The 17,076-nt window shown below is 55.9% G+C and carries 14 protein-coding genes; 3 read left to right on the top strand and 11 right to left on the bottom strand.

The features are described 5' to 3' along the window. The first annotated feature begins 6 nt into the window (after window positions 1–6). Genes ACR3EP_RS11430 through ACR3EP_RS11440 form a run of 3 tightly spaced genes read left to right on the top strand, consistent with a single transcriptional unit; the run spans window position 7 to window position 3,302 of the window. On the top strand, window positions 7–1,065 hold the full coding sequence (locus tag ACR3EP_RS11430; RefSeq protein WP_425082605.1) for a LacI family DNA-binding transcriptional regulator: 1,059 nt from the start codon (window positions 7–9) through the stop codon (window positions 1,063–1,065). A 27-nt stretch (window positions 1,066–1,092) separates the two neighbouring features. Further along, window positions 1,093–2,148, top strand: a complete 1,056-nt coding sequence (locus ACR3EP_RS11435) for a sugar phosphate isomerase/epimerase family protein (protein ID WP_480637891.1) — start codon at window positions 1,093–1,095, stop codon at window positions 2,146–2,148. Next, window positions 2,148–3,302 carry a Gfo/Idh/MocA family protein gene (locus ACR3EP_RS11440; RefSeq protein ID WP_217353337.1) on the top strand — a complete coding sequence of 385 codons (1,155 nt, stop codon included), beginning with the start codon at window positions 2,148–2,150 and terminating at the stop codon, window positions 3,300–3,302. The genes ACR3EP_RS11435 and ACR3EP_RS11440 overlap by 1 nt, the downstream gene beginning before the upstream one ends. A gap of 836 nt (window positions 3,303–4,138) precedes the next feature. Here ACR3EP_RS11440 and ACR3EP_RS11445 read toward each other — a convergent pair. The 11 genes from ACR3EP_RS11445 to ACR3EP_RS11495 all read right to left on the bottom strand — a co-directional run bounded on the left by ACR3EP_RS11445 (window position 4,139) and on the right by ACR3EP_RS11495 (window position 17,036). Beyond that, entirely contained in the window at window positions 4,139–5,920 is a 1,782-nt protein-coding gene (locus ACR3EP_RS11445; protein WP_480637893.1) for a thiamine pyrophosphate-binding protein, read from the bottom strand. Beyond that, window positions 5,920–7,329 (bottom strand): aldehyde dehydrogenase family protein, encoded by a 1,410-nt coding sequence (locus ACR3EP_RS11450; RefSeq protein ID WP_480637895.1) that lies wholly within the window; start codon window positions 7,327–7,329, stop codon window positions 5,920–5,922. The genes ACR3EP_RS11445 and ACR3EP_RS11450 overlap by 1 nt, the downstream gene beginning before the upstream one ends. Continuing rightward, the gene (locus ACR3EP_RS11455; protein ID WP_480637897.1) at window positions 7,310–8,224 is read right to left on the bottom strand and encodes a sugar phosphate isomerase/epimerase family protein; all 915 of its coding nucleotides are present in this window, start codon (window positions 8,222–8,224) and stop codon (window positions 7,310–7,312) included. Before ACR3EP_RS11455 ends, ACR3EP_RS11450 begins: the two co-directional genes overlap by 20 nt. 154 nt (window positions 8,225–8,378) lie before the next feature. After that, on the bottom strand, window positions 8,379–9,569 hold the full coding sequence (locus ACR3EP_RS11460) for a Gfo/Idh/MocA family protein (protein WP_480637899.1): 1,191 nt from the start codon (window positions 9,567–9,569) through the stop codon (window positions 8,379–8,381). Next, window positions 9,562–10,236 (bottom strand): hypothetical protein, encoded by a 675-nt coding sequence (locus ACR3EP_RS11465; protein WP_480637900.1) that lies wholly within the window; start codon window positions 10,234–10,236, stop codon window positions 9,562–9,564. The genes ACR3EP_RS11460 and ACR3EP_RS11465 overlap by 8 nt, the downstream gene beginning before the upstream one ends. After that, window positions 10,226–11,413, bottom strand: coding sequence for a Gfo/Idh/MocA family protein (locus ACR3EP_RS11470; RefSeq protein WP_480637902.1), 1,188 nt, complete (start codon window positions 11,411–11,413; stop codon window positions 10,226–10,228). Before ACR3EP_RS11470 ends, ACR3EP_RS11465 begins: the two co-directional genes overlap by 11 nt. Next, complete coding sequence (locus tag ACR3EP_RS11475) at window positions 11,403–12,239, bottom strand: citryl-CoA lyase (RefSeq protein WP_480637904.1); 837 nt, start codon at window positions 12,237–12,239, stop codon at window positions 11,403–11,405. Before ACR3EP_RS11475 ends, ACR3EP_RS11470 begins: the two co-directional genes overlap by 11 nt. Continuing rightward, on the bottom strand, window positions 12,236–14,128 hold the full coding sequence (locus tag ACR3EP_RS11480) for a bifunctional sugar phosphate isomerase/epimerase/4-hydroxyphenylpyruvate dioxygenase family protein (protein WP_480637906.1): 1,893 nt from the start codon (window positions 14,126–14,128) through the stop codon (window positions 12,236–12,238). The genes ACR3EP_RS11475 and ACR3EP_RS11480 overlap by 4 nt, the downstream gene beginning before the upstream one ends. Continuing rightward, window positions 14,128–15,423 (bottom strand): TRAP transporter large permease, encoded by a 1,296-nt coding sequence (locus ACR3EP_RS11485; protein WP_058282995.1) that lies wholly within the window; start codon window positions 15,421–15,423, stop codon window positions 14,128–14,130. The genes ACR3EP_RS11480 and ACR3EP_RS11485 overlap by 1 nt, the downstream gene beginning before the upstream one ends. Next, window positions 15,420–15,995 (bottom strand): TRAP transporter small permease, encoded by a 576-nt coding sequence (locus ACR3EP_RS11490; protein WP_480637908.1) that lies wholly within the window; start codon window positions 15,993–15,995, stop codon window positions 15,420–15,422. Before ACR3EP_RS11490 ends, ACR3EP_RS11485 begins: the two co-directional genes overlap by 4 nt. A 30-nt stretch (window positions 15,996–16,025) precedes the next feature. Next, window positions 16,026–17,036: a sialic acid TRAP transporter substrate-binding protein SiaP gene (locus tag ACR3EP_RS11495; protein ID WP_480637910.1), complete on the bottom strand. Its 1,011-nt coding sequence runs from the start codon at window positions 17,034–17,036 to the stop codon at window positions 16,026–16,028. Window positions 17,037–17,076: the final 40 nt, after the last annotated feature.

Consider the following 17,076-nt stretch of genomic DNA (forward strand, 5'->3'; position numbering starts at 1 on the left):
GAACACGTGGAAGATCAAAAACAAAAAATAGAATTGGTGAAAAAGCCAACCGTTAATGACATCGCTCGCGTGGCGGGTGTCAGCCTGGCGACCGTTGATCGGGTCTTGAATAGGCGCCCCGGCGTGCGAGCAGTGACTGTACAGAAAGTACAGAAGGCGATTGATCAGCTGGGGTATGTGCGCGACACCGCCGCAGCCAATCTGGCGCGAAACCGCGTCTACAATTTCCTCTTTGTTTTACCAGACACGGACAACGAGTTTGTGGAGGCAATAAGCAGTCAAATCGGTGAACAAACACGTGACCAATTTATCCAACGGACGCGCATTGCAGTAAAGAACGTCGCTCCGTTCGAGCCGCAAGATATCGTCAACATTTTAGATGCTGTCGACAGTTTGGACGTTGACGGAGTCGCCGTTTTCGGGCCCGAAACGCCTTCTGTCCGCGACGCTGTAAAAAGGCTCAGGGACAAAGGCGTTCCGGTTGTTGCCTTGGTGTCTGACTTGCCAAGTTCTGAGCGAGACCACTTTGTCGGAATTGATAACGTTTCGGCAGGACGAACCGCCGCTCAGCTGATGGGAAGATTTGTCCATCGCGAAGGCAAGGTCTTGGTTCTTACAGGATCTCGTTTGGCGCGCGACCATCTGGAGCGTCGTCAAGGCTTTGACCTTGTTGTGGCTGAGGAATTTCCGAACCTGGAAGTCGTAGCGTCTGTCGAGGGCCGGGATGACCCGGATCTGATTTACAGGATGATGCCCGAAATCTTTGAAATCTATCCGGATCTGGTCGGAATATACTCGTCAGCAGCGGGCAATGCGGGCCTGATTCAATTTCTTTCAGAGAACAAACTCAGCAAAGATCTGGTGATCATAGCTCATGAGCTTACTCCGCTCAGTCGTGAGGCGCTTAGGCTTGGCACATTTGACGCCTTAATCTCGCAAGATACCGGGCACATTGTTCGTTCTGCCGTCCGTCTATTACGCGCAACTTCGGACAAGGTTCCGTTCAACAAAGCACAGGAACGTATCCGTATCGACATCTATCTAAAGGAAAATTTACCGCCATAGAGGCTCAGGTTTTGGGGAGGAAATTTTATGAAAACAATCAAAGGTCCAGCATTGTTTCTTGCGCAATTCGCGGGGGACGAAGCGCCGTTCAATTCGTGGGACGCGATCACTAAATGGGCGGCTGACTGTGGATACAAGGGCGTTCAGGTTCCTAGTTGGGATGGCCGGTTGTTCGACCTGGAACAAGCCGCATCCAGCGCCAGTTATTGCGATGACTTCAAAGGCAAAGCCAAGGAAAATGGCGTCGAAGTCACTGAACTTTCAACCCACCTTCAGGGCCAACTTGTGGCCGTTCACCCGGCCTATGACAGCGCGTTTGATGGTTTTGCAGCCGAAAGCGTCAGAGGAAACCCGAAAGCCCGGCAAGAATGGGCGGTAGACCAAGTTAAAAAAGCGCTATCTGCTTCGAAAAACTTGGGTATTACAGCGCATGCGACATTCTCAGGCGCATTGGCATGGCCCTATGTCTATCCTTGGCCGCAGCGCCCTGCTGGCTTGATCGAAACGGCATTCGAGGAGCTTGCTCGTCGTTGGGTGCCAATACTGGATCACGCCGAGGAATGCGGCGTTGACGTCTGTTACGAAATTCACCCAGGTGAGGACCTCCACGACGGCGTGACGTACGAGATGTTTCTTGAACGGACAGGCAATCACCCACGCGCTTGCATGTTGTACGACCCGTCGCACTACGTGCTGCAATGCCTCGACTATCTGGACAATATCGACATCTACAAAGATCGGATCCGGATGTTCCATGTCAAAGATGCCGAGTTTAACCCGACCGGCCGGCAGGGTGTTTATTCCGGGTATCAAAGCTGGGTTGACCGTGCCGGGCGCTTCCGGTCGCTTGGTGATGGCCAGGTGGATTTCGGGGCGGTCTTTTCAAAAATGGCGGCGAATGACTTTGATGGTTGGGCAGTTGTCGAATGGGAATGCTGCCTCAAACACCCCGAGGATGGAGCGCGTGAAGGCGCTAAGTTTGTGTCAGATCACATTATCCGTGTTACCGAGAAAGCCTTTGATGATTTCGCTGATGGTGGCGCAGACGAAGCAGCCAATCGTAAAATGCTGGGGATTGAATGATGGTCACAGGACGCAATGAAGAAACCTCGGGCCGCATTCGACTTGGCATGGTTGGCGGCGGGAACGACGCCTTCATAGGTGGCGTTCATCGAATAGCGGCGCGACTGGACGACAAGTTTGAATTGGTTGCCGGTGCTTTGTCTTCGACGCCAGAGAAATCTCTTGAAAGTGGTCGGGCGTTGGGCCTCGAACGGGTCTATGAAGACTTCAAACAAATGGCGATAAGGGAAGCCCGACTGAAATCCGGGATTGAGGCGGTCTCAATTGTCACGCCAAATCACGTCCACTATGCATCCGCGCGCGAGTTCCTGAAACGCGGTATTCACGTAATTTGTGACAAGCCACTCACCTCGACCCTTGCCGATGCAAAAAAGCTGGTCAAAGCAGCGGAAAGCGCGAATGCCCTATTCATACTGACCCATAACTATACGGGCTATCCAATGGTCCGGCAGGCACGTGAAATGGTTGCTAACGGAGAAATTGGCAAGATCCGCGTGGTTCAGGTTGAATACCCCCAGGACTGGCTGACCGAGCAGCAGGATTTCAAACAGGCTGAGTGGCGAACCGATCCCGAACGCTCGGGCGCGGGTGGATCAACCGGTGACATCGGGACTCATGCTTACAACCTCGCTTGCTTTGTAACCGGGCTGAAGGCGGAAAGCTTGGCGGCGGACTTGCAGGCCTTTGTGCCGGGGCGCAAAGTCGATGACAACGCGCACGTGTTGCTTCGATTCGAAGGTGGAGCGCGCGGTATGCTGTGGTCGTCTCAGGTGGCCCCCGGCAATGAAAACGCACTTCGTTTACGCGTCTATGGCGAAAAAGGTGGGTTTGAGTGGTCTCAGGAAGATCCCAATTATCTTTGGTTTACGCCATACAACGAACCCAAGCGTTTGATCACCCGAAATGGTGCTGGTGCTGGTGACGCAGCCAATCGGTTGAGTAGAGTTCCTCCGGGACACCCAGAGGGATATCTTGAGGGGTTCGCGAATATCTATGGAGAGGCCGCAGAGGCAATCCAAGCCTTCCGAAATGGGATTTCACCTGACGGGTCGGTTGTTTATCCAACGGTTCATGACGGGCTCAATGGTGTTAAATTTGTGGCCGCATGCGTGCAAAGCTCTTCAAGGAATGCGGCTTGGGTCAGCTTAACTTAAAATCTGATTGTGGGCATAAGGCAGAAATCTTGGAAGGCAGCACGGCTATCTGCCAAAAACCGAAGCGCACCCAACCTCTAGATGAACACTCCGGAACAACAAACCGCGAACGTCTCTGAACGGCAGCTATGTGGCCCTATTGTATTTTGCAGTTTGGCAGAATTATACAATCGCTAATGGCGGCGGGCCTTCTTCCCCTCACTTTCCTTTCGTGGACCAGCGGGATTTAGACAAGTCAAACGCCCCTGGCCGTCAGGGTGAGGGCGCGGCCCTCCCCCTCAGGCAACCCTTTTAGACAGGGCCGTGTCCTCGGCTGTGCCTCCGGGCCGCACCACCCTTGCCCAATAGCGTTGCCTCGCCCACTCCTGCGTTCGCCACGTGGCAGATTAGCAGGAACAGCCAGCTTCGCTGTCTGACCTACAAATCAGCTCTGATTTTCCGATATGGAAGTCAGATCAAACCAAAATGTCTGCGGGAGTATGAAATCGGGACGGCGAGTTAGGTGATGACTCAAAGATCAAATTCAACTGATGTCCAACATTGGGGGCGCCTTCTGATGTCGAACGTTCACTGCTCTTCTGGTCCAACTGTGACGGTTGGGTCAGGTTCGTGTGACGTTCAACAGGAATGTCAGGCGACACATAGCTTTGCCACTCGGCGACATCTAAATCTTTGATTTTTAATTTCCCTTAAAAAGCACGACGCACGAGTCTTGCCATTTGCGACTCAAAGGTTTTCCATCAAGCTGAAGCCATCGCACAGCGGCAATTGCCCTTCTGTTTAACCGATACAGGCAAAAGCCGTATGCATAGGCGGATCGCACACTCTAAATTGCTTTAGGTTGCAACGTGCGAAGCATCCCTGTCTGGCGAATAGATGTCGAGGATGTTCCAATGTCCGGTCGTTGGTGTCGGGTTGTTGATCATTGGCACATCGAGCACGGTTGGCTTGCCACTGGCGATTGCCGCTTCCAGTGCGGGCAACAGTTCGTCGGCAGCGCTGAGTCTGTGCCCTTCCACGCCGTAGGCTCGCGCTATGTCGGCATAGCCCGGTCCGTTTGCGGGTGCGGCGGCTGATCCGGGGAAAGTTGTTCCATAGGTCAGACCGTAATGTGCCTTTTGAAGGCCCGCGATGGTGCCGAAAGCGTTGTTGTTCATCACCAGCCAGATGATGCCCAGATCAAGTTCAACGGCCGTTGCCAGCATTGACGGGTTCTGACCGAAACCACCATCGCCAACCAGGCTGATCACCACACGATCAGGTGCCGCCAGTTTCGCGCCGATCGCACCCGGAGGGCCAAAACCCATCGTGGCAAAACCACCCGGGGTCAGGATTGAGCCCGGGGTCAGGATATCAAACTGTTGTCCGACACCGTTTTTGTTCCACCCAACGTCCGTCGTGATGATGGCATCTTCAGGCAGCGCTTTTCGGGTATCTGCAAGAATGCGCTCGGGCATCATCGGAAACGCAGTTGAAGTTGCCATTTCCACATTGCGCGTTTTGAAGTTTGTTCGGAAGTCAGCGATCTTTTTTTCCAGCGCGGGGCGGTTGAAACCGTCCGGATACATCTCGCGGGCAACCCGGTTGAGGACGCGCAAAACGGCCTTGGCGTCGGCAACGACGCCGATCTCGGTGGGATAGTTGCGGCCGATCTCTTGCGGTTCAATGTCGATGTGAATGACCTTGGAACCGGGAATGTTGAACGTATAACCAGGATACCAACTGGAGCAATCGGCCTCTTTGAACCGAGTGCCCACAGCAAAGATGTAGTCCGCCTTGAGGCAGGACTGATTGACCAAATCAGTACCCCAAAACCCAGTCATTCCCAGTACCAGCGGATGGTCGTCCCGAAGCGCGCCTTTACCCATCAGGGAATGTGCGACGGGCAACCCCATATGCTCCACGAACCTGCGCAACTCTTCGCTGGCCTGTGCCAGAAGGATACCCCCGCCGACATAAGCGACCGGGTTTTCGGCCTGTACCAGTGTCTCAATGATTTCACGCGCCGTTTCATCGTCTATCGACGGTTTCCTGAGCGCCCGCGTGTTGTCGCGGATACGGTCGAAACTGTCCGACGGGATCACCTCAGAGAAGATATCCATGGGCACGTTGACCAACACGGGGCCAGGCTGACCGCTTTCAGCCAGATGGAACGCCTTTTCAAGAATCTCGGCCATTAAATCTGCGCGGTCGACCCGCCAGGCGCGTTTTACAAAGGGTCGATAGATCTCCCACTGAGCGGCATCTGCATGCAGGTTCACTTCCTGATGAGGATGTTTGCCGTAGTAGTGCGTGGGAATATCGCCCGCGATCACCACCATCGGGATACAGTCCAGTGCGGCGTTGGCGACCCCGGTGGCGCAATTGGTCAGCCCCGGGGAGAGATGGGACAACACCACCGAGGCCTTGCCCGTCACGCGGGCATATGCGTCCGCCGCGTGGCTGGCGATTTGTTCATGACGCACCGTTACAAAATCAATTGGGCTTTCCGCCAATGCAGCTAAAACCGCGATATTGGTATGGCCGCATAGGCCGAACACATGCTTCACCTCACGGCGTTCAAGGAAGTCGACAATGTGTTCAGCTACGGTTTTTCCGTCCAGTTTCGCTCCGTCCATCACGCGACCTCCTGCCCGAAGAACTCACCGAACAGGTCCGGCTCCGAGGGGCGATCCTCGGGGATCGGACGGCTGACCCAGGTGTAGTTCATCATGTGTTTCATGGTGACGTTTTCATTGGTGATGTTGCCGCCCCAGATGCCGCAACCCAGGCTGCTGGTCATGGGCATCCCATTGGTCCAGGCACCTGCGTTGGCCTTGGATTGTGGCTGTCGCACCATCATGCGGCTGACCGGAGCCAGACGTGCCAACCGGTCAATGTGATCGTCATTGTGGCTGTAAATGCCGCAGGAATGGCCCTTGCCCCCGGTGTTGTAGATCTGGCTGACCGTTTCCAGCGCGTCATCAAATGTGTCGAAGTGATATAGCGCCATCAGCGTGGTCAGTTTTTCCCTGGAGAATTTGTGCTGCGGCCCGATTTGCCCCTGATTTTCGACCATCAGGAATTTGCGATCTTCGGCGATCGAGAAACCGGCGACCTTGGCCGTTTGCTGAGGCGGACAGGCGATAGTCGGGAAGGTACGGTTGCCCTTCTCATCCCACATGGCCGCTTCGAGCATTGCCTTCTCTTCGTCCGAACACAGGTAACCGCCTTCGGCTTGAAGTGCCTTGACCATATCGTCGTAAACCGAGCGCTGGATGATGATGTTGCCGTCCGCCGAACAGCCTGACCCAAAGTCGGAGGTCTTGGAAATACGAGTGTTTTGAGCGGCGACATCCAGATCGGCTGTCTCATCGATGACGATGGAAGAATTGCCCGCGCCGACGCCATAAGCCGGACGTCCCGAGCTGTAGGCTGCTTTGACCATGGGCTTGCCACCCGTCGCCAGCGTCAGGTCACAAATCTCCATCAGATGTTGCGTTAATGGGATCGACGGTTTGCGAATGGATTGAAACAAGTCCTCGGGGGCACCGGCAGCACGACAAGCTGCGCGCATGACCTCGACCATTTCAAAGGTGGTATGGGCGGTTCGCGGATGTGGACTGAAGATGACCGAATTCCGGGCGTTGGCGGCGGATACGCCGGTCACCGGTGGTGTCATCGCTGGGTTAGTCATGGGGATCAGTGACGCGATCACACCGGCAGGTTTGGCATATTTCACCAGCCCCTTTTCTTCGTCGACTTCGACGATCCCCGTCGAAGGCGCACGCAAGACATCACGTAGTACCATGTGAATCTTGAATCGCTTCGCAGGACGCCCTTCGCGATCTCCGATACCGCTTTCGTCCACCCCTTGCTGGGCCAGACGCGTGAAAGTTTTCTCGTTCCCCGCATACCACGCGATGGCCTGAGACAGGCGGTTCAGCCTGTCCTGATCCCAATCCTCGATTTCGGCCATGGCAGCGCGGGCGCGCGCCAGCATATCGGCCGCCATGTTGCGGTCGTTCTCAGTGAGCTCTTTGCCCATGATGATCCTCTTGGTGTTTTGGAATTGCTGCATCGGTCATACGACGCTGAGATCGCGCCGCGCCGAATGTCCGCTTGGCGTGGCTGAGACAGCGACGCGCGTGTTCTTCATATCCCAACTCGGCGACGCGGCTTTGGTTGGGCAGTTCGATGGAATAGTCGACGGGTGGCATCCGTTCGATGATGCCGGTGAAATCGATCCAGCCTTCGCCGGGGTACAACCTTGCGTCACGGGCCAGTTGGATCATGCCCTCACGCGTATCAGCGATGCCGGGCAGGCAATCTGAGATATGCAGGAAGTGAAACAGGTCCGAGGGGACGTGCAAGAGCTCCCCCAAATCCACGCGGCTGAGGTGCAGATAGAGTGTATCGACCAGAATACCGCCATTCGGCTGATCGGAGGCACGCACGATATCAAGCGCGTCATCCAGAGTGCGTAAGCGAGAGAAACTTGGGAACTCCAGATCCACCGTCAGCCCATAGGGCGCGGCCAGTGCGCAGGTTTCAGAATAGACGTCGATTAGAAAATCACGATCATCACGGGTATTGGTCCACGCGCTCATGATCATGCGCTTGGCGCCAAGTTCCCCACCGATCTCCAACGAAGGCTCAAAACCGCGCGGGTCGACATCTTCCGTGATGCGCGCAAGCTCGACATCAAGGACCTTCAAGCCGGTGGTAGAGAGAGCAGTTTTGGTGGCCTGCACCTGCGCCTTGTCGATTGGAGATTGAGTGAATTCACCGGGCACATGCATCGGAATGAACCGAGGACTGACAGCATCGTAACCGGCCCGCGCGGCGATATAGACCAACTCGGGCGGCGTGCAGCCGATCAGCGTCAGATGCGCCAAGGAATAGAGAGAGGGGCTTGCGCCAGCCTCTTCGGGTTTCACCATGAACGACAGCTCCAAGCGTCTGCGAATCTCATTTTCATCACACGTAATAAAAAATATCAGATATTTTTTAAAATATCAACTTTTAATGCTAAGCAGGAAACGAAAACGCCCGGGCAATGGCCCGGGCGTGTTTAACCTTCGTTTTGGCAAAGCTTTAGATAGTGACCCAGTCGCCTCCGGACTGGTGAGAGCGTACAGAGGCATCAATGAATCGGACACCGTCTGCGCCTTGTTCGACACTGGGATAAGCAAGCCAATCGGCCGGAACTGTAACGCCATCTCGACGCGCAGCTACGGCCATGGCAAATTCCGTATAGAGGTTGGCCCAAGCTTCGATAATCCCTTCAGGGAAGCCGCGCGCGGTACGGACCAGACGTTCCGCGCCGGGGCCAATGCCGTGCCCGTGACCTCGGCTGATGATACGATCCGGCTCACCGAACCGATTGAACTTCAGCTGTTCCGAATTCTCCAAGCCCCACTCAAGACCGCCTTCGCTCCCGAATATCCGCAACCGCAACCCACCCCGATTTCCGGGGGCAAGGCGTGTTGACATCAAGGTTCCGGGGACTTCATTTTGGTAACGGGTGAACATGAAAACTGTGTCTTCCAAAGGCTTTGGCGCACCGCAGACATGAAACTCGGCCCTCACGTCGGTCATCGGCACGCCCGAGACAAAACTGGCAAGATGCGCGGCATGCGTGCCTATATCGCCGACACAACTGGTCGGGCCTGAAATCTTGGGGTCCAGCCGCCACTTTACATGAGGCGCATCAGCCACATCTTCGGGCGTCATCCAGTCTTGCATGAACTCAACATGGATTTGATTGATTTTGCCGATGCCGCCTTCGGCCACGATTTGTTTGGCCTGCCGGATCACTGGAAAACACGACATCGCATAGCCGACAGCAAAGACCTGCCCCGTTCGCGCGGTGATCTTCTCAAGCCCCTCGGCCTCGGCGACTTCATTGGTCAAAGGCTTGTCGCACAGCACGTCAATGCCCGCCTCCAGAAACGCTTTGGCCGCTTCGAAATGAACGTGGTTCGGGGTAGTGATCATGACGGCATCTACGCCATCCGGGCGCGCCGCCTCGGCCTGTGCCATCTCCTCGAACGAAGCGTAGCACCGATCGGTCGGCAAGAACCACTCGGCCCCGCGCGCCTTGCTTCGCGCGGCGTCAGAACTGAGCGCTCCTGCGTTGACCTCCCACCGGTCGGTCATCCGCGCGGCCGTTGCCTGCGTGACAGAGATCCGTCCGCCGCCGACAACGCCCAGCCGCAAACGGCGAGACAACCGGGGGAAAGGTCCGTCAAAGTTCAGGTCTTCGGGTAAAAGTCTCTCAGCCATTCTGAACCTTCATTTCCGGGACCCGTACGCCTTCCGGCAGCATTTCCACCGCCATGAAAATGCTGGGGGTAATTGTCTCGTATTGATGCCAGGGATAGTTGCCTTCAGCGTCATACATCGGCTTGTGCGTCGTGCCGGGGGCCATGAATTCTTCGAGGTAAAGGGTTTCAACGTCCCGTTCGCGGCATTGCTGCATTTTGCCAAAGCCTACGATTTGCGTATGCACTTCGCGAAACCCCGGTACCGGGCAGAACGGATGATCCTTGTGCAATCCGACATTCAGCGGCACCGAGCCCGAGTGGTACATGGTCAGTCCAACGTTACCCACGAAGACCTTTGGTGACATGTAGTGGCTGACACCACGCAGACGCTCCTCTTGGCGAACAACAAAAGCAGATGGCCATGTATCTTTCACCCGTGCAAACAACTCGTTGTCATCGGCATGGGCGTCGAAACCGTGGACAATTACTGCGCGTTCCACGCCAATAAGCGCGCTATCTTGCACGATCACAGACGAAAGCGGTGCAACGGCCTGATCCTCGACCGAGAGTTCCAGTCCCCCAAGGTTAAGAACAATGGCGCGACCCTCGACAGATATTCTGTCTTCATCGGTAATGTGCTGGACACGAAAGAATGGCTGGGCAAAGTCGAGTGTCTCAATCGGCATGAACCAGCTCCTTCTTCTCATCGTTCAGAAAATCGACCGGCAGAGGCTCCGGAGCCACGCTACGGCTTTCTATCGTCTGATAGGCGCCGAATTTCGGCGCTCGTTCAATCGCGTCCATGACCTCGAAAACGTGGTAGGCAAGCGCTCCACTTGCACGGGGTTGGCGTCCTTCTTGTGCCGCCAGGGCCAGATCCAAAAGGCCGAGCCCGCGGCTGTCTTCATTGAACCCATGTTTGTTTTCGACAACCTGCCAGTCTTCGCGACCGGCTGGACGGGGCTGATAAGACCAGCGCGAGGTGTCTCGCGTCTTCAACCAGACATCCCCCTGAAAGACATTGGCACCATGAACCGGGTCAGGGTCAGGGATGCTGATGGTTCCGTTTTCACCATAGATTTCGAACCGTGGGGTTTCGCTGTCCCAAATGTCGAAGCTCATGGTCATCGACCCTATAGCTCCGGATGAGAACTGCAGCAGGCTCAGGGAGTGCGTGTCGACCTCGACTTCCATCCATTCGCCGTTGCGCGGGCCGTTTTCGATCATACGCTGCTCAAAGGTCCTCCGTGCCATTCCAGCGACCCGGTCAATTGGTCCAAGACAGCAGATCATGGCGGTCAGGTAGTATGGGCCAAGGTCCAGCAACGGCCCACCACCGGCCTGATAGTAGAAATCCGGGTTGGGATGGTGGCGCTCCGTCCCGTGGGTCCCGACATGGGCAAAAACCCCTGTTGGTTTCCCGATAGCACCCTCGTCGATCAAGCGCCGAACGGTCTGCCAGCGACCGCCCAGAAACGTGTCGGGTGCGCAGCCGACCAGTAACCCCTTTTCAGAGGCCATGTGCAGGATCGCCTTACCATCCGTTCGATTCATAACCAGCGGCTTCTCGGAATAGACGTGTTTGCCCGCCTCCAACGCACGCAGGCTGATTTCGGCATGCGCCGCCGGAATTGTCAGATTCAGAACGCAGTCGATCGTCGGATCGTCAAACACTTCATCTGGCGTGCAGGCCTTGGCGACACCGTATTGATCCGCTTTGGCGCGGCTTTCCAAAGGATCAAGGCTTGCACAAGCCACGACTTCGACGCTGGAGAATTTAGATAGTGTTTTTAAATAGATATCGCTGATACGACCACAGCCGATAAGGCCGACCCGGAAGGATTTCGGTGTCTCACGTGTCATCATTCCTGTCTTCGTAGAGGGGTAAGTAATTCGGGGGCATCGGTCCTTTGTTCCGACCGCCCTCCCCCATCTGCTCCCAAGCGTGGGCGAGTATTCCGACCGAGCGGGACAGGCAGAACAGCCCTCGTGACAAGGGCGCAGGAAAGCCAAGCTCACAGAAGATCACAGCTGTCGCGCCATCAATATTCATGGCAATCGGTCGACCTCCGCGTTGACGGGCAAGTTCGGCCTGAACCTCTTCGCCAATGTCGGCAAACCGGCCTGAAACTGTGCCTTCCTTTGCCGCATTTCGAACTAGTTGCATAAGCCGGGGTGCACGTGGGTCGGTGGGCTTGTGGAACCTGTGACCAAAGCCCGAAACGATCTTGCCGTAGGTCTCACGCCAGCTGTCCAAGCCATCCCGAACAGCGTCATTCAGTGAAGCTCCCGCATCCATGCGGGCCGCGATATCATAGTACAGCTCTGCGCACTGCTCTCCTGCCCCACCATGCACGTCGCCCAGCATGTTCACCGCAGTCGCCATCGCATTATTGAGACCCACCCCGCAGGTGGCGGCCATACGCGCAGCCGCGATCGAGGGAGCCTGTGGACCATGATCCACGCCTGCGACCAAAGCGGCCTCGAACAGGCGCGCTTGCGCGTCGCTGGGCAAACCGCCCCGTACCATCAGCCAGATCATTTGCGGGAAAGATACGTTCCCGATCAGGTCCTCTATGGCATTGCCACGAAAAGCGATCTTTCCGGGTTTCATGTCGACGATGGATGTGCGCCACCATTGGCGAACGGCGCGCTCATCCATAGTCATGTTTTCATCCAGCACAGTCATTGAGTTTGCACCTCTTTCGCGGTCTGGATTTTGCTTTGCGCGGCGAGGCGAATGGGTGCGTTACGCGCGCCATAACCGGCATAGCCCATGCGGCGTTCAACAATTTCGAAGAAGAAGCCGTTAAAGATGGGGCGGCTGTATATCTGAAAATACTCGGCACCTGCTGCCCGATCGTAGAGAATGTTGCCTCGGCGCAGTTGGGCGATCAAATCGTCATCCAATCCGAAAGTCGCTTGCAGATCAGCGTAGTAGTTTTCTGGGATGGACAGGCTGGGAAAGCCGGAGTTGAGCAATTGGTCTGAAGTTTCAAATATATCGTCAGACTGGAAGGCGATGTGCTGAACACCGGCCCCAAAGCCATCTTCAAGGAACGAAGCCGCCAGAGTTCGGCGACCAACTGCCCCGTTCAGGTTCAGGCGCACTTCGCCTTCGGGGCTTTCGATGGCCTGGCTTTGCACGACGCCGGACGGGTCGGCGACATTCACGATAGGCGACTTCTCCATCTCAAAAGTCGAGATGTAATACAGTAGCCAGCTTTGCATTTCATCGTGGCTCATCGTCTGTGCCAGATGGTCGATACGGCGCAAACCGGCGGGCTGGGTCGCTTTGGTTTTCGCTACCGGCTCAAATTCGATATCCCAAACCCGATGCAGATCGGATTTCTCATCAATGAAATGGACGACATTGCCGCCGACACCACGGATGGCCGGAATATCCAGCTCTCCTGTTCCCACCGGCTGCGAGAAATTCGGAGCGCCCAACGCGGTCGCACGCTGGACTGTCTGATCCGCATCTTTGACACGCAATCCCATGTCACAAACCGAGGGGCCGTGGCCCAGGAACGCCGACTGGGCAAAACCGTCCTTTTCGGTATTTACTACGATGTTGATAGCCCCCTGCCGCCACAGCTCGACGGACTTGCTGACGTGCTTTCGCTCCATTCGAAAACACATTGCTGACAGCATGTCTGCCAATTGGGTCCCACTAGTTTCGTCGGCTGTAAACTCAACGAATTCGAAGCCTGAGGCGTAAACGCGTTCAGGCAACTTCGGGATACCAAAGTTCGTTCCGGGCTCGGTCCGCGACACCTCGTCCAAGAGGTTCACCAGCGACCTATAGCTGTCTCGGGCCAGTGTTCGGCCACCGGGTTGAGGAGCTGCTTCGTTGACGCGCGCAATGGACCAAGGCCCCTTATACCCGGCGCGGGACAACACCCGCACGAAACCTGCAAGGTTCAGCGATCCGAGCCCCGGCAGAAGCCCAAAGTGCCGTTTGAGCCGACGTATATCCATCTCAAGCCGGGGTGCATCTGACAGTTGCACATGGAACAGCCGCTCTCCGGGAATGTCCCGAAGGCGGGCGGGTTTGGACCCGTCGGCAAGCGAGAAGAATGAGTTCAAGGCCAACCCCAAATGAGGGCTGTCGATGGCTTCAACGACGCCTAACGCCTGCTCATCCGAGTGAACAAGATTCGACCATGGCAAGCCCATATAGGCCAGACACAACCCCATCTCTTTCGCGATCTTGGCCGCCTCGCCAAGGTCCGCGATTACCTGTTCTTCGGTTGCAGCGGCATCGACCTCGTAAGCAGACCCGATTAGCAGTAATTCTGTTCCCAACTCGCTCATCAGGTCGAGTTTGCGCTTTAGCCGATCAAAAGCGCGCTGCCGACCGCTGCCGGATTGACCTTCGAGGTTATGGAAGGGTTGTAGCAGGCAAATCTTCAGGCCGAGGTCTGATGCAATATTCCGGATTTGCGATGGCGGCCCATCAAAAGCGGTCAAATCCGGTTCGTGTAGTTCGACACCCCCGAATCCCGCGTCAGCGATAGCACTCAGCTTTTCAGCCAGGTCACCGGGGATCGACGTTGTCGAAACCGAAAGGCACATTATCCCTGATATCCAAACATACGCGGCAACCACAGGACCAGATCAGGCATCAGCATCATGATCACCAAGGCGAAGATGAGAACCGCCAGGAAGGCCCAGATTTCCGAGATGATTTCGCGCAGCGGAATATCCGTCACGGCGTTGATCACAAAGAGTAGAATGCCATAGGGCGGCGTGATCAGACCGATCATCGAGTTCACGACGACCAGCACTCCGAAATGCACCAGATCAATCCCAAGCGCTTCGCAGGTGGGAATGAACAGGGGCACAATCACAAGAATGATCGTCGTTGCGTCCAATACGCACCCTAGTGCGAGGATTAGCAGGTTGACGAGGATCAGGAACACAATCGGGCTGACATCCGAACCCTCCAGCAAGGCCGAGATCGACTGTGGAATCTGTTCCTGAATGACGATGAAGTTCAGAATGAACGCGCCACCAATGACCACCCCGACGGCGGCGGAAGAGCGCGCGCTGTCGACGAACACTTGGTAAAGGCCACGGAAGGTCAGTGCGCGGTAGAACAACGCTGCCAGTAGCAGGGCGTAGAATGCAGCAACTGCGGCGGCCTCTGTCGGAGTAGTGACGCCGCCATATATGCCGTACAGCAGAATTGCGGGCATCAGCAGTGCCGGGAACGCGTTGGCGGTTTTAGCCGGCAACTCGCGCAGCGGAACAGGTTCTTCCAATGCAAAGTTCCGCTTTCCGGCCAGATAATAGTTCATCGCCATCAGGACGATGCCCATGATCAGACCCGGCAGAATGCCAGCAAGGAACAGCGACCCAATAGACGCCTTTGAGACCAGCGCATACAGAACCATCGGGATCGACGGCGGAATGATCGGGCCGATTGTTGCCGATGCCGCAGTAATCGCAGCAGCATAGCCTCGGCTGTAGCGACCATCTTTGGTCATCATCTCAATGATGATCTTGCCGATTCCCGCGGCATCCGCGACAGCCGAACCGGACATGCCGGAAAAGATCAGAGACGCCACAACGTTGACGTGCCCAAGACCACCCTTGAAGCGCCCGACCGCAGCGACACAGAAGTTCAGCAACCGGTCGGTGATCGATCCCGCGTTCATTATATTGGCGGCAACGATGAACAAAGGCACGGCAAGCAGGATCGTACTTTTATAGAAGCCTTGCAGAATTTTCTCACCCGCCAGTGCAACGTCCAGACCAGCAACACCCAGATACATAAGTGACGCCAGCAGGATGGAATACCCGATAGGAGTCCCGATGCCTGCCAGAACAAAGAGTGTGAGCAGGCAGGAAAGAAGTTCGAAACTCATTTGCTTGCGTCCTCGTCGTCTTCCACATCAACACGGGGATGTTCGTCGACCACGTTGTATCCCACGACCATTTCAAGTTCGGTTTTTGGTGGGCCGTTGCGCATGATGTCAAAAAACAGCCATGCATACCGCGCGGCTACGACCAGCATGAACACGGCATAGATCGAGAACACGGTGCGCAGCGGTATCTTCTCACCCGAAAAGGGATTGCGTACCGTCGCGGTCTTGCGGATTTTCATCCAATCGATGTAATCCCACGTCGGCAGGAAACTGTAGAGCATCCCGACCACGATTGCCGCGGCCGCCAGCATCGCAAATACCTGGCGCACCCGCATCGGTACCGAAAGGTAGATGATGTCGAACTTTACGTGATCCCGCTCGCGCACGATGAAAGCGCAGCTAAAGAAGATCACCCAGACCCAGAGGATGCCGATTAGTTCTAGCGTCCATCCGGCAGGGGTGAAGAAATAGCGCAATAGAATTTGCAGAAGGAAGATCAGGAAGATTGCCGCCAGCATCCCGCCGGCAATCGCTTCGGTCAATCGGGAGAACCCCTTGATGAATTTTTTCATTGTGGTTCTCCCTCCCTTGTCCAAGTGGTCTTAGTTGCCCAGAGCGTTGATCTGCTCGAGAACGCCATCCGGCCATGACCCGGCAAATTCGCTTTCCAGATACATGGTCTGTACCTGATCACGGAACGCTGCGAGATCGGGTTCGTAGACCTCCATGCCCTGCTCCTTGAGGAAGCTGACGAGGTCCTCTTCCTTCTGCAGCTGTTTCTGGCGTCCCGATTCAGCCGCAGCATCTGCCGCTTCCTGAACTTTTGCCTGTTGTTCCGGGGTCAAACCGTCCCAAACCTCTTTGCCGATGGCGATATAGTTCAGGTCGACCAGATGCGATGTCAGGACGATCTGATTGGTTACTTCGTAGAACTTGGCATCAACCACAGTCGGCAATGGGTTGTCCTGACCGTCAACGGCACCGGTCGACAGCGCGGTATAAACCTCGGAGAAGGCCATTGGTGTCGGTGCGGCACCCAGCGCTTTGCCAAGGAACTGCCACGCATCGGTGCCCGGCATCCGCAGGTTCACACCCTCCAGATCAGCCGGAGTGCTGACGGTCAGTTCATCCTTGGGTTGGCGCAGGTTCACCTGACGACGGCCCAGATACATGACCGACAGCAGTTTGACGCCCAGTTCTTCTTCGGCCTTTTGCTTGAAGGCATCCATCAAGGGATCGTTGAAGACAGCCACCTGATGCGCGGCGTCCTGGTGGACATAGCCTGCGGTAAAGATCGAAAACTCGGGGAAGAACTGTGCCAGCTCCTGCGCCGAGGTGATCGACATCTCCAGATTGCCGCGACTGATAGCGTCCAGCTCAGTGCCTTGCGCGAAGATCGTGCCGTTATAGCTGGGCTCATAATTTGCGAAATCGGCGACCATGGGCGCGAAAACCTCGGCCATGGCAACCGAACGCTGGTCGGTCTCCGATCCTGATGTTGCGAGGCGAAGTTGCACTTTGTCTTCCGCCAGCGCACCACTTGTTGCGCTAAACAGAACACCGGTTGCAACCAGGGCTGACACAGCAGCCCGGCGGGTAAGTTTGGTAATCACTTTGCTCCTCCCTGAGACATCATGATGCATTTTTCCGATT

Source organism: Ruegeria sp. BB10 (assembly GCF_056535725.1).